Source organism: Georgenia daeguensis (assembly GCF_039537705.1).
In the GTDB taxonomy this organism is placed as follows: domain Bacteria; phylum Actinomycetota; class Actinomycetes; order Actinomycetales; family Actinomycetaceae; genus Georgenia; species Georgenia daeguensis.
This window is the reverse complement of record NZ_BAABBA010000012.1, coordinates 49,862-62,934: the sequence shown is the minus strand read 5'-3', so window position 1 is coordinate 62,934 and position 13,073 is coordinate 49,862. Positions and strand designations below refer to the sequence as shown.

At 70.6% G+C, this 13,073-nt stretch carries 13 protein-coding genes; 6 read left to right on the top strand and 7 right to left on the bottom strand.

Features of this window, described 5'->3' with window-relative positions:
- The first annotated feature begins 26 nt into the window (after positions 1-26).
- Together ABD774_RS12865 and ABD774_RS12860 are read left to right on the top strand one after the other, a co-directional pair.
- Positions 27-674, top strand: coding sequence for a DUF1326 domain-containing protein (locus ABD774_RS12865; RefSeq protein WP_345041788.1), 648 nt, complete (start codon positions 27-29; stop codon positions 672-674).
- Positions 675-784: 110 nt separating this feature from the next.
- Complete coding sequence (locus ABD774_RS12860; RefSeq protein ID WP_345041787.1) at positions 785-1,522, top strand: DUF2182 domain-containing protein; 738 nt, start codon at positions 785-787, stop codon at positions 1,520-1,522.
- Between the two features lie 88 nt (positions 1,523-1,610).
- Here ABD774_RS12860 and ABD774_RS12855 read toward each other — a convergent pair whose 3' ends face one another.
- Positions 1,611-2,021 carry a hypothetical protein gene (locus ABD774_RS12855; protein ID WP_345041785.1) on the bottom strand — a complete coding sequence of 137 codons (411 nt, stop codon included), beginning with the start codon at positions 2,019-2,021 and terminating at the stop codon, positions 1,611-1,613.
- 584 nt (positions 2,022-2,605) lie between these two features.
- A complete protein-coding gene (gene dnaB / locus ABD774_RS12850; protein WP_345041782.1) occupies positions 2,606-3,967 on the bottom strand; it encodes a replicative DNA helicase in 1,362 nt (453 codons plus the stop codon).
- A 307-nt stretch (positions 3,968-4,274) separates the two neighbouring features.
- Between dnaB and ABD774_RS12845 the strand changes: the two genes are divergently transcribed.
- Together ABD774_RS12845 and ABD774_RS12840 are read left to right on the top strand one after the other, a co-directional pair.
- On the top strand, positions 4,275-5,639 hold the full coding sequence (locus ABD774_RS12845; protein ID WP_345041947.1) for an MATE family efflux transporter: 1,365 nt from the start codon (positions 4,275-4,277) through the stop codon (positions 5,637-5,639).
- Positions 5,640-5,722: 83 nt separating this feature from the next.
- A complete protein-coding gene (locus tag ABD774_RS12840) occupies positions 5,723-6,226 on the top strand; it encodes a VOC family protein (RefSeq protein WP_345041780.1) in 504 nt (167 codons plus the stop codon).
- A gap of 105 nt (positions 6,227-6,331) precedes the next feature.
- Here the strand turns inward: ABD774_RS12840 and rplI are convergent, their stop codons facing one another.
- From rplI to ABD774_RS12815, 5 genes are all read right to left on the bottom strand, one after another.
- Positions 6,332-6,784: a 50S ribosomal protein L9 gene (gene rplI / locus ABD774_RS12835; RefSeq protein ID WP_345041777.1), complete on the bottom strand. Its 453-nt coding sequence runs from the start codon at positions 6,782-6,784 to the stop codon at positions 6,332-6,334.
- A gap of 17 nt (positions 6,785-6,801) precedes the next feature.
- Positions 6,802-7,038 (bottom strand): 30S ribosomal protein S18, encoded by a 237-nt coding sequence (gene rpsR / locus ABD774_RS12830; RefSeq protein WP_043503716.1) that lies wholly within the window; start codon positions 7,036-7,038, stop codon positions 6,802-6,804.
- Between the two features lie 57 nt (positions 7,039-7,095).
- Positions 7,096-7,656, bottom strand: coding sequence for a single-stranded DNA-binding protein (locus ABD774_RS12825; protein ID WP_345041771.1), 561 nt, complete (start codon positions 7,654-7,656; stop codon positions 7,096-7,098).
- A 42-nt stretch (positions 7,657-7,698) separates the two neighbouring features.
- The gene (gene rpsF / locus ABD774_RS12820) at positions 7,699-7,986 is read right to left on the bottom strand and encodes a 30S ribosomal protein S6 (RefSeq protein WP_345041769.1); all 288 of its coding nucleotides are present in this window, start codon (positions 7,984-7,986) and stop codon (positions 7,699-7,701) included.
- Positions 7,987-8,309: 323 nt separating this feature from the next.
- Positions 8,310-10,595, bottom strand: coding sequence for a transglycosylase domain-containing protein (locus ABD774_RS12815; protein WP_345041766.1), 2,286 nt, complete (start codon positions 10,593-10,595; stop codon positions 8,310-8,312).
- A 460-nt stretch (positions 10,596-11,055) separates the two neighbouring features.
- Between ABD774_RS12815 and ABD774_RS12810 the strand changes: the two genes are divergently transcribed.
- Complete coding sequence (locus ABD774_RS12810; protein ID WP_345041764.1) at positions 11,056-11,883, top strand: PadR family transcriptional regulator; 828 nt, start codon at positions 11,056-11,058, stop codon at positions 11,881-11,883.
- Positions 11,880-12,959, top strand: a complete 1,080-nt coding sequence (locus tag ABD774_RS12805; protein ID WP_345041761.1) for an inositol-3-phosphate synthase — start codon at positions 11,880-11,882, stop codon at positions 12,957-12,959. Before ABD774_RS12810 ends, ABD774_RS12805 begins: the two co-directional genes overlap by 4 nt.
- Positions 12,960-13,073: the final 114 nt, after the last annotated feature.

The following is a 13,073-nucleotide window of genomic DNA, read 5'->3' as shown; positions in this document are numbered from 1 at the left end:
GCGATGACGGATTGGGGCGAGCTGCCATGGACGCCGTTCCTCGGTGGACGCTCAAGGGCGACTGGTTCGACGTCTGCAGCTGCGACGTCCCGTGTCCCTGCGAGTTCGCGCAACCTCCCACAGGGAACCGTTGCGTGGGGGTCCTCGCGTGGCACGTTCGCGACGGCTCCTACGGTGAGGTTGACCTCTCCGATCTGAACGTCCTTGCTGTCGCAGACTTCGAGGGCAACATCTGGGCGGGCGCCAGGACGAACATGGCCCTCTTCTTCGACGAGCGGTCGGACGAGCCCCAGCGAGAGGCTCTGAGCATGATCTTCGGTGGGTCCGCCGGTGGATGGCCGGCCGGCTTCGCCGATCTGATTGGGGATCTCAGGGGCAAGGAGTACTCGACGGTGCGCGTCGAGGTCGCCGCGGACCTCTCGCGTTGGCGAGCAGAGGTGCCGGGGCGGGTGACGGTGGAGGCCGAGGCACTCACTGGACCGACGACGCCTCCTGGGACCCGTGTCCAGCTCGTGAACCCGCCGGGATCCGAGGTCGGTCCGGGCGGTGTCGCCACCTGGGGCGTGTCGACGAGTGCGGTCGTCGACGTTCCTGACTACCCCCTGTCGTTCGAGTGGGGTGCCGGCCGCTCGAGCAAGCACATCCCCTTCGAGTGGAGCGGCCCGGACCAGTGAGCACGGCCGGGCGGGCGGCCGGGCCTTCGGCGACGAAGGCCGACCCCCTCGCAGCCCTGTCACGCGGCGTGCTCATCGGCGCAACCCTCTGGCTCCTGACGCTTGCCGGCGTGGCATGGGCGCTCGTCGCTCGGTCGACGGCGATGCACGGGATGGTCGACGGGCTGGCGCAGGTGGCCGCGCCTATGGCCATGACGCTCGCCGCACCGACATTCCTGGGCATGTGGGTCGGGATGATGGTCGCGATGATGTTTCCGACCGCTGTGCCGCTCGTCGCCGCTCACCGCCTCGTCGGCAGGCGACGCGGCGACTCGCCTTGGACGACGGCGGCGCTCGTCGCGGGATATCTCTCGACGTGGTCCGTAGCTGGGGTGGTCCCCTTCGCCGTTCTCGTGCTGCTCCGCGATGTCGCTACGGGCGGCGGGGAAACTGAGTGGCTTCCCGTCGCCGCCGGGGGCATCCTCGTCGCCGCGGGGCTCTACCAGTTCACTGGCTGGAAGACCGTTTGTCTGCGCACGTGCCGCAGCCCTCTGGCCTTCGTCGCCCGCCACGACTTCGCCGGCGGAGCGCGATCAGCGGTACGCGCCGGGTTCCTCCAGGGGACGTACTGCCTGGGGTGTTGCTGGGCACTCATGACCGTGCTTCTCGTCGTCGGGCTCATGAACCTTCTCTGGATGGCGGTGCTGAGCCTCGTCTTCATCGGTGAGAAGGTCTGGCGGAGGGGCTGGGCGTTGCCGAGGTTCGTCGGTGTCGCCCTCGTCGGGCTCGGAGTGGCGATCGCGCTCCACCCGCCGCTGCTCGGCGTGGTCGCCGAGATTCCGGACCTTGGCACCACGTCGTCGATGTGAGCCAGGCAGCAATCGCTCGCCGGGAACCGCCTGCGCAGCACGACTCCAGCGGCGGGCTGACGGCCGACCGTCAGCCCGCCAGCGCGGTTCAGCGAGCGCCGTCCCGGCTCCGGAGCGGCGGATCGTAGACGCTGGCCAACCGGCCCAGCGTGAGGGCGCCGAGCAGCAGCCCGACGTCGCGCAGCGCGACGTCGTAGAAGCCGGGGTAGGTCAGCAGGTTGACCACGATGCCGGCGAGCCACAGGGCGACGACGTACGCGCAGTATCGAGGCTTCAGCGCCACCAGGACGCCCGCGACGACCTCGACCACGCCGACGATCAGCATGGCCGTGTGTGCGCTGAACGGCAGCAGCGCCACGATCCAGGGAGCGAGGTAACCATCCCAGTCGGCCAGCACGTTGGCGAACTTGTCCAGGCCGAAGACGATCGGCAGGACGGCGAAGCCCACCCGCAGCATGACGAACGCACCGTAGGCGGGCTCGGTCCGGACCCGCTCCATCCCCCCGGCCCGTTCCGGCAGTGTCGGAGCGGCGCCGGCAACACTTGCATCCATCGGTATCCCCTACTCACATCGCACGGACCACGATCGAGAGCCGTGACGTCGTCCCGGCTGGAGAGCTCATCGGCAGCGACGCCGACGAACGACAGGGGCATCCAGAGAATCCACCGGCCTGCGCCTTCTCAGGACCCGGCGGCCCCTGGTCGCACCACCAGACAGGACGACCGTAAGTCGCGAGCCACCTAGCGTCAACGAATCTTGTTTTTAGAAGACAGGCGCGTGACTCGTGGTCTGTACCGAGCAGTCCCACGCGGCAGATGTCGTCCCCGCGGGGACCGCCTCACGGGCATCGCCGGGCTGTGCCCCCCGGTCACGTCTGGTCCCCGCCCCCGGCGAGCGGACTCGTACCCGCGGACCGTCGGCTCCTCGGCCCGCCGGGCACGCCGAACCGATTCAAGGGGACCATCAGGGAGACAGCGATGACGGATCAGGTTTCGACAGTGCCGCCGAGAGTTGCGGCGAGGCGCCACTGCCAGCCCGGCGGTGGTCGACCGGTCTTCTGCCCAAGACCCTCTCTTCTTCTTCTAGCGCGCCATGTCCACGAACCGCGAGTAGTGGCCCTGGAACGCGACGACGATCGTGTCGGTCGGACCGTTGCGGTGCTTGGCCACGATGATGTCGGCCTCGCCGGCGCGCGGGGACTCCTTCTCGTAGGCGTCCTCGCGGTGCAGCAGCATGACCACGTCGGCGTCCTGCTCCAGCGAGCCCGACTCACGCAGGTCGCTCATCATCGGCTTCTTGTCGGTGCGCTGCTCGGGACCACGGTTCAGCTGCGCGACGGCGATGACCGGCACCTCGAGCTCCTTGGCGAGCAGCTTCAGGGCGCGGGAGAACTCCGAGACCTCCTGCTGGCGGCTCTCGACCCGCTTGCCCGAGCTCATGAGCTGGAGGTAGTCGACGACGACGAGGCGCAGGTTGTGCTTCTGCTTGAGCCGGCGGCACTTCGCCCGGATCTCCATCAGCGACATGTTCGGGCTGTCGTCGATGAACATCGGCGCCTCGGACACGCGGCTCATCGCCGTCGCCATGCGGGTCCAGTCCTCCTCGCGCATGGTGCCCTTGCGCATGTTCTGCAGCGGCACCTGCGCCTCGGCGGAGAGCAGTCGCATGGTGATCTCGGTGCGACCCATCTCCAGGGAGAAGATGACCGAGGTCTGCCCGTGCTTGATCGACGCCGAGCGGCAGATGTCCAGCGCGATGGTCGACTTACCGATGGCCGGCCGGGCCGCGATGATGATCATCTGCCCGCCGTGCAGGCCGTTGGTCAGCGCGTCGAGGTCGGCGAAGCCGGTGGGCACGCCGATCATCCCCTCGCCGCGGTCGGCGGCTGCTTCGATCTCCTCCATCGTCGGGTTGATCGTGTCCCGCAGCGGCACGAAGTCCTCGCTCGTGCGCCGCTCGCTGACCGCGTAGACCTCGGCCTGGGCGTTGTTGACCAGGTCCTCCACGTCGCCGCCGTCGGTGGCGTAGCCGAGCTGGACGATGCGGGTCCCTGCCTCGACCAGGCGGCGCAGCACCGCCTGCTCGCGCACGATGCGGGCGTAGTAGCCGGCGTTCGCCGCAGTCGGCACCGAGGAGATCAGGGTGTGCAGGTACGGCGCCCCGCCGATCCGGGCGATCTCGCCGCGCTTGGTCAGCTCGGCGGCCACCGTGACGGCGTCCGCCGGCTCCCCGCGCCCGTACAGGTCGAGGATCGCCTCGTAGATGAACTCGTGGGCCGGACGGTAGAAGTCGTTGCCGCGGAGCTCCTCGACGACGTCGGCGATCGCGTCCTTGGAGAGCAGCATGCCGCCCAGCACGCTCTGCTCCGCCGCGACGTCCTGGGGAGGAGTCCGGTCGAACCCCTCCCGACCGTTGGTCGCCGTGCGTTCGTCCGCGATCGTCACCCGATGTCCTCCCTCAAGCCTTGCCCAGGTCTACCGTCCGTCGCCCACATCTGGATCGACCAACCCCAGCCTGCGCCCACGCGAGGTTAGGCCCCTGCCGCCGTCCACACCGAATGCCGTCTGTGCACAGAGCCGCCCTATCCTGTGGACCGTCTGTGGAGCCCCGGTCCGACGTTGTGCACAGCCGGGGATAACTCTGTGGGTATCGCCCGGCGGAGACGCCGGAACGCGCCAAAACGCCTCCCTGGGTGTGTGCACACACTGTGGAGAAAAACTGGAACGGAGATCGGTGGACGACACTCCCGACATGCTGGCCGACCCTCGACACCTACGTGAGGGTCACCGTCCGAAAGGGCGGGCGCTCGACCGGCAGATCCTGGCCCTGGCCGTCCCGGCCTTGGGGGCGCTCGTCGCCGAACCGCTCTTCGTGCTCATCGACTCGGCGATGGTCGGGCACCTCGGCACCGCAGAGCTCGCCGGTCTCTCCCTGTCGTCCACGCTGCTGACCACGGCCGTCGGCATCTTCGTCTTCCTCGCCTACGCCACCACCGCCGCCACCGCCCGCAGGGTCGGTGCCGGCGACCGCGCCGGCGGCGTCTCCGCCGGAATCGACGGCATGTGGCTCGCCGTCGTGCTCGGCTCCCTCACCGCGGGCGGGCTCCTCCTCGCCGCGCCGTGGCTCGTGGCGGCGATGGGGGCGCCGGCGGCCGTCGAGCCCCACGCCGTCGCCTACCTGCGCTGGTCCGCGCCGGGCCTGGTGGGCATGCTTCTGGTGCTGGCCGCGACCGGCACCCTCCGCGGCCTGCTGGACACCCGCACGCCCTTCGTCGTCGCCGTGGCGGGCGCGGTGTCCAACATCGGCCTCAACGCCCTCTTCATCTACGGCCTCGGCATGGGGGTGGCCGGGTCGGGCCTGGGGACCGCCACCGCCCAGACCGCGATGGGCCTGGCGCTCGTCCTGGTCGTGCTGCGCAGGGCCCGCGGCATCGGCGTCTCCCTCCGCCCCCGTGGCGCCGGCATCTGGTCAGCGGCCCGCTCCGGCGCGCCGCTGCTGGTGCGGACCCTGACGCTGCGCGGCGCCATCCTCGCGACCGTCGCCGTCGCCACCTCCCTCGGTGCCGTGAGTCTCGCGGCACACCAGGTGGTCAACGCGATGTGGGGGCTCGCCGCCTTCGCGCTCGACGCCCTGGCGATCGCCGCCCAGGCGATGGTCGGTCAGGCCCTCGGCGCCGGCGACCCCGGCCACGTCCGCGCGCTCATGCGCCGCTGCCTGCAGTGGGGCACGGCCGCCGGCGCCCTCCTCGGTGTTCTCTTCGCCGCGGCGGGCTGGTGGCTGGCACCGCTGTTCACCGGCGACGACGACGTCCGCCTCGCCGCCGCCGTCGGCCTCGCCGTGGCCGGGGCCTGCCTGCCGGTGGCGGGCTGGGTCTACGTGCTCGACGGCGTCCTCATCGGGGCCGGGGACGGCCGTTACCTCGCCTGGGCGGGGGTGCTCACGCTGGTCGTCTACCTCCCGCTGGCGTGGGCCGTCCAGGAGTTCGCCCCCGACGGCGCAGCCGGGCTCGCGTGGCTGTGGGCGGCCTTCGGCGGCGCCTTCATGACGGCGCGCGCGATCACCACCGGCCTGCGGGCGCGTGGCACGTCCTGGATGGTGCTCGGCACCGGACGCTGACACCGACGGCGGGCCCCTACCCGCCGGCCGCCCGGGCTCCTAGGCTGACCGGGGAGCGACGGCGCACACCAGGAGGATCGACCATGCAGAAGATCCAGCCCAACCTCTGGTTCGACACCCAGGCCGAGGAGGCCGCCCGGTTCTACGTCGAGGTGTTCGGCGAGGGTAGCGGCATCGGCGTCATCACCCGCTACGGCCCCGACACCCCCGGACCCGAGGGGACCGTCATGACGGTCGACTTCCAGCTGCGTGGCCAGTGGTTCACCGGCATCAACGGCGGCCCCCAGTTCCCGTTCACCGAGGCCGTCTCGTTCGCGGTCAACTGCGCCGACCAGGCGGAGATCGACTACTTCTGGGACCGGCTGGTCGAGGGCGGGGAACCCGGCCCGTGCGGCTGGCTGAAGGACCGCTACGGCCTCTCGTGGCAGGTCGTGCCGGCGGACTGGTACGACATGCTCGAGGACCCGGACCCCGAGAAGGTCCGGCGCGTCACACAGGCGATGCTGGCGACGCAGGGGAAGTTCGACCTCGCGCAGCTCCGCGCCGCCTTCGACGGCACGGCCCAGCCGCAGCCCCGCCGCGCGTGACGCCGCGGGCGCCCAGACGGCTCCGGCCCGGTCCCACAGGGGGACCGGGCCGGAACGGGTGACGGACAGCCCGGGCGGCTCACGCCGTCGGGAGGTCCGCCGGTGTCACTGGGCGGGGACGACCTGGACGTCGACCGTCGCCTGGACGTCCTCGTGCAGGCGCACGTGGACCTTGTGCTCGCCGACAGCCTTGATCGGGGCCGGGACCTCGATCTTGCGACGGTCGAGCTGCGGGCCGCCGGCGGCCTTGACGGCCTCGGCGATGTCCGCGGTGGTCACGGCGCCGAAGAGGCGGCCGTTCTCGCCGGAACGGACGGCGATGGTGACCGGGTTGGCCTGCAGACGGTCACGGACGTCGCGGGCCTCCTCGATCGTGTGGATCGCGCGGGCCTTGCGGGCCGCCTGGATCTGGTCGACCTGCTTCTGGCCGCCCTTGGTCCAGCGGGTGGCGAGGCCACGCGGGACGAGGTAGTTACGGGCGTACCCGTCCTTGACCTCGACCACGTCGCCAGCGGCGCCGAGACCGGAGACCTCGTGGGTCAGGATCAGCTTTGCCATGATGTGCCTCCCTGGCCTCAGCGAGCCGAGCTCGAGTAGGGCAGCAGAGCCATCTCGCGGGCGTTCTTGACGGCCTTGGCGATGAGTCGCTGCTCCTGGACGGACACGCCGGTCACGCGACGGGCGCGGATCTTGCCGCGGTCGGAGATGAACTTCCGAAGCAGCGCGGTGTCCTTGTAGTCGACGTTCTCGATCTTGGCCGACTTGAGCGGGTTGGCCTTCTTCTTGGGCTTGCGAAGAACAGGCTTCGCCATGGTGGTACTCCTCGATGTTCTGCGGGCGGCGCCGGGCGCCGCACCGGAAGGTCTGACTTAGAAGGGGGGCTCGTCGTTGAACGCGCTCGAGCCGCCCGTGGCCCAGGGGTCGTCGGCCTGGCCGCCGCCGGGGGCGGAGAACCCGCCGCCCTGCTGCTGACCGCCGCCGGCGCGCGCGCCGGCGAAGCCGCCCTGGTTGCCACCGTTGTAGCCGCCCTGACCACCGGAGCCGCCGCCGAAGCCGCCGCCGCCGCGCTGGGAGCGCGTGACCTTGGCCGTGGCGTAACGCATGGAAGGACCGACCTCGTCGACGTGCATCTCCACGACCGTGCGCTTCTCGCCCTCACGGGTCTCGAAGGACCGCTGCACGAGCCGGCCCTGCACGATCACGCGGGTGCCCTTGGTCAGCGACTCGGCGACGTTCTCCGCGGCCTCGCGCCAGATCGAGCAGCGCATGAACAGGGTCTCCCCGTCCTTCCACTCGTTGGCCTGGCGGTCGAAGGTGCGCGGCGTGGACGCCACGGTGAAGCTGGCCACGGCCGCCCCCGACGGGGTGAAACGCAGCTCGGGGTCCGCCGTCAGGTTTCCGACGACGGTGATGACGGTCTCGCCTGCCATGCGTGTGCTCCCTGGGTCAGGTGGTGCTCAGTGAGCGGGTGCTCAGTGAGCGTCCGGGCGGATGAGCTTGGTGCGCAGAACGGCCTCGTTCAGGCCGAGCTGGCGGTCGAGCTCCTGGGCGACGTCCGGCGTGGTGGTCATGTTGACCACCGCGTAGATGCCCTCGGAACGCTTCTTGATGTCGTAGGCAAGACGGCGCTTGCCCCAGATGTCGACGTTGTCGACGGTGCCACCGGTCTTGACGACCGTGAGCAGCTTGTCGAGCGACGGGGCGACGGTGCGCTCGTCGACCTCCGGGTCGAGGATGATCATCAGTTCGTACTGACGCATGCTTGTTACCCACCTCCTCTGGACTTGGCGGTCACGGTCTCTCCGTGACAGGAGGGCTTGCAGCGTGCTGCGGTCCCGCGCGCCGGCGCAGGTGCGTGACGGTGGGGACCAACGGACAACAGTACCGTAGCGAGCCCGCCTGCCAGGCCGCGAACCTCGTCACATTCCTGTGGACGACGGCGCCGGCCGGGCTTTCGTGGACGACGGCGCCGGCCGGGCTTGCGACTCCTCCACCGACAGAACAACGGTGAGGATCCGATGCTCCTGGAGCATCGGATCCTCACCGTTGTCGTCGTGGTGGCGTTTCGCTGCCGGCGGGCGGGTCAGCTGTTGGCGCCGGCCCAGTCCTGCCACCAGAGCCCGGCGGCGTCGTTGGAGCCGTCACCGGCACCGGCACCCGCCCCGTTCTCGCCACCGCCCGCGGGCGGCTGGAGGATCTCGCCCGGCCCCGTCGGCTCGTCGGCCGGTTCGGTCGGGGTCGGCTCGGGCTCCGGCGTCGGCGTGGGCGTCGGGGCCGGCGTCGGCGTCGGGGTCGGCGTCGGCGTGGGCGTCGGCGTCGGGGTGGGGGTCGGCGTGGGCGTCGGCGACGGCGTGGGGCTCGGCGTCGTCGGCTCGGGCTCCGGCGCCGGGACGTAGGTGGGCCGCTCCGGCTCGGAGCGCTCCGGGAACTCCTGGACCTCCATGCCCTCGGTGGCCACGAGCATGTAGTCGGTCCAGATCTGGGTGGGGTACGTCCCGCCGGCGATCGTGTTGATGCCGCCGAAGCCGCTGAGGACCTCCTCGGTACCGTCCTCACCCGTCTGGAACATCGCAACGGTCGTGGACAGCTGCGGGACGTAGCCGGAGAACCACGCCGAGCGGTACGCGTTCGACGACCCCGTCTTCCCGGCCGCCGGGCGGCCGATGACGCTGGCCGCCTCGGCGGTGCCACGCTCCACGACCTGGCTCATCGCGTACGTCGCGTCCGCCATGACCTGCTGGTCGAACACCCGCTCGCCCTCGGTGTTCGCGGTGAAGACGGTGTTCCCGTCGGAGTCCTTCACCTCCGAGACGATGTGAGTCTCGTGGCGCACGCCCTGCGCGGCGAAGGTCGCGTACGCCGTCGCCGTGTCGATCGGGTGCGGCGAGGCGGGGCCGAGCACGTTCGACGGCGTGGCCACCAGGCCGGGGGTGTCCTCGGGGATGCCCGCGCGGGTGGCGACGTCGACCGTCTTGTCCGGCCCGACCTCCACGTTCATCTGCGCGTAGACGGTGTTGACCGAGTCCTTCGTCGCCTCGACGATGTCGATCCGGCCGCGGTTGTAGCTGTCGTAGTTGGAGACGGGAACGTCGTAGCCCTCGATCTCCATGTCGTCGTAGCTGAGGTAGGTGTCGTCCAGCGTCTTGCCGTTCTCCAGCGCCGCGATCAGCGTGAACGGCTTGAACGTGGACCCGCCCTGCGCCACGGACTGCGTCGCGTCGTTCTGGGGCTGGGAGACGTAGTCGGGACCGCCGTACAGCGCGACGACGCCGCCCGTGGCGGGGTCGATCGACACCAGCGCCACGTGGTTGTTCTCGGGGCGGTCGTCGGGGAGGTTGTCGACCGCCTGGACGGCGGCCTCCTGGTTGCGCTGGCTGATCGTGGTGACGATGTCGAGGCCGGAGGTGTCGATCTCCTCCTCGGTCATGCCGGCCTTGTTGACCAGCTCGTTGCGCACCATCGTCAGCAGGTAGCCGTTGGGCCCGCCGTAGATGTTCTCGGTGGCCGGCTCGACCGTCTGGGGGTACTGGGCGGCCGCCCGCTCCTCGGCGGTGATCCAGCCGTCCTCGACCATGAGGTTCATGACCCGGTTCCAGCGCTCCTCGGCCTGGTCGGGACTGACCGCCGGGTCCCAGGCGCTCGGCGCCGGGATGATGCCGGCGATGAGCGCGGACTCAGCGATCGTCAGCTCGGCCGCCGGCTTGCCGAAGTACGCCTGGGCGGCCTTCTCGATGCCGTACGCGCCGCGGCCGAAGTAGATGGTGTTGAGGTAGTTCTCGAGGATCTCGCTCTTGGTCTGCGACTGGTCGATCTTCAGCGCGAGGATGGTCTCCTTGAACTTGCCGAAGTAGCTCGTCGTGGTGCCGACGTAGTACCGCTCGACGTACTGCTGGGTCAGCGTGGAGCCACCCTGGGTGGGCAGCCCGCGCACGTTGTTCCACAGGGCACGGACGAGGCCCTTGGGGTCGACACCGTTGTTCTCGTAGAACCGCCGGTCCTCGGAGGCGATGACCGCGGCCGGGACGTGCTCGGGCAGGGTGTCGAGCGCGACGACCTGGCGGTCCACCTCGGAGAACTGGCCCATCGGGGTCTCGCCGTCGGCGTAGTAGACGGTCGTCGACTGCGCCAGCGCGAAGTCGTCCGGCTCGGGGACCTCGGTGGTGGCGTAGGCGAACGCGAAGATCCCCGCCCCGATCGCGACCAGGGTGAGGAACGCTCCGAGCACCACGCGCCAGCTGGGCAGCCAGCGCTGGACCGGCCCCTTGCCCGCCCGGGGGTAGTTGAGGAAGCGCTTCTTCTGCGTCCTCGACGCCGGGCGCCGGGGCGACGCCGGGCGTCGGCCCGGGGTTCGAGAGGGTTGACGTGCCACGCGGTTCAGCCTTTCACCGTGCCGCACGCCGGTCCTTCGTGGAGTGCGGTCCCGTGCGCCCCGGCCGGCCGGGCGCATGCACGGCCCAGCTGCCCGCCGGGGCAGATCAATCCACAAGTATGCGGCCTTGGGCCACGAAGCGTCTGTATAGGGCGCCACACTGCGGTGCGGCTCACAGCGCCGCTGGCTCCCAGCGCCCGTGTCGCGACCTGCGGCACCCGTCTCACAGCGACACCCGTCTCACAGCGCCACCCGGCACCCGGCACCCGGCACCCGGCACAGCGACCACCCGGCGCCGGCTCGAGCGCGGGCGCGCCGCTGCTCTTCACGGGTCCCGGCACCGCCGCTGACCTCCCTGGCGACACTCACGTCGTCATGGACTCCCGCGATATATCGTTGCGATATATTGCGGTGCTACACAGCCGCCGGTGACACCGCAGCGGCCGACGGACGGAGAGCAGTGAGCGCACGGACGCGGGTGCTGGAGCTGGCCATCCTTGGCCGGCTCAGCGAGGCCCCGATGCACGGCTACGAGCTGCGCAAGCACCTCAACGCCACCCTCGGTGCGTTCCGCACGCTCTCCTACGGCTCGCTCTACCCCGCCCTGCGCTCGCTCACCGAACGAGGGCTCATCACCGCCGCCGAGCCCACCTCGGCGCCGCTCGGCGGACGGCGGGGCCGCATCGTCTACGAGCTGACCGACGCCGGCCGCGAGCACCTCGAGAAGTCTCTCGCCGTCGCCGAGCCGGCCGCCTGGGACGACGACGCCTTCGACGTCCGCTTCACCCTCTTCGGCAGCACCGACGCGACCACCCGGCTGCGCATCCTGGAGGGCCGGCGCGCGAGGATGGTCGAGCGGCAGGAGAACCTCCGCCAGACCTTCGGGCGCACCTCGCGCCGGATGGACGCCTACACCGCCGAGCTGGCGCGCCACGGGCTCGAGCAGGTCGAGCGTGAGGTCCAGTGGCTCGAGCGCGTGATCGACACCGAGCGCGGCACCCGCGGTGCGCTGGACTACCGCTCGCTGCCCGTCGACCGGGACGGTGGTCCGAGCCGCACGTCGAGCGTCCCACGGTCCGACGGCTCATCGGCGGCCTCCGAGCCGGGCACCGCGGCCGGCGACACGACGACCGGCGGCAGCTCCGCCGTCGTCCACAAGACCGACGGCACGACCGCCGTCCCACGGACCGGCGGCAGCCCCGCCGTCCTCCACAGGAAGAGGGGCGGGAGCGCCGCCGGCGCGAGCGCCTTCATCGATGTCCCACCACCAACCAAGGAGCAAGCATGAGTGCTATCCGCGTCGCGATCGTCGGCGTCGGGAACTGCGCGTCCTCGCTGGTCCAGGGCGTGCACTTCTACGCCGACGCCGACCCCGAGAGCACCGTCCCCGGCCTGATGCACGTCAAGTTCGGCGACTACCACGTGCGAGACCTCGAGTTCGTGGCCGCGTTCGACGTCGACGGCAAGAAGGTCGGCCAGGACCTGTCCGAGGCGATCAGCGCCTCCGAGAACAACACCATCAAGATCTGCGACGTCCCGCCGCTCGGCGTGCCGGTCCAGCGCGGGCACACCCTCGACGGCCTGGGCAAGTACTACCGCGAGACCATCGAGGAGTCGACGGCGGAGCCCGTGGACGTCGTCGCCGCCCTGCGCGAGGCCCGCGTGGACGTCATGGTCTGCTACCTGCCGGTCGGGTCGGAGGACGCGGCCAAGTTCTACGCCCAGTGCGCCATCGACGCCGGCGTGGCGTTCGTCAACGCGCTCCCGGTGTTCATCGCCGGCACCAAGGAGTGGGCGGACAAGTTCACCGAGGCCGGCGTGCCGATCATCGGTGACGACATCAAGTCCCAGGTGGGCGCGACGATCACGCACCGCGTGCTCGCCAAGCTCTTCGAGGACCGCGGCGTGGTGCTGGACCGGACGTACCAGCTCAACGTCGGCGGCAACATGGACTTCAAGAACATGCTCGAGCGCGACCGGCTCGAGTCGAAGAAGATCTCCAAGACGCAGGCCGTGACCTCCAACCTGCAGCACGACCTCGGCGCGAAGAACGTGCACATCGGGCCCTCCGACTACGTGCAGTGGCTCGACGACCGCAAGTGGGCGTACGTGCGCCTCGAGGGCCGCGCGTTCGGCGAGGTGCCGCTGAACCTGGAGTACAAGCTCGAGGTCTGGGACTCCCCGAACTCCGCGGGCATCATCATCGACGCCGTGCGCGCCGCGAAGATCGCCCTCGACCGTGGGATCGGCGGGCCCCTGCTGTCCCCGGCGAGCTACTTCATGAAGTCCCCGCCGGAGCAGCGCCCGGACGACCTGGCTCGCGAGAGCGTCGAGGCGTTCATCCGGGGTGACATGGAGCGCTGAGGCTGCTGGTCGGCGGCGGGCTGGCCCCGGTCCGCCCGCCGCCGGCACTGCTCTCGTGCTGGGCCCCGTCACCTCCGGGTGGCGGGGCCCGGTGCGTTCAGTGGTGCCGCTCTG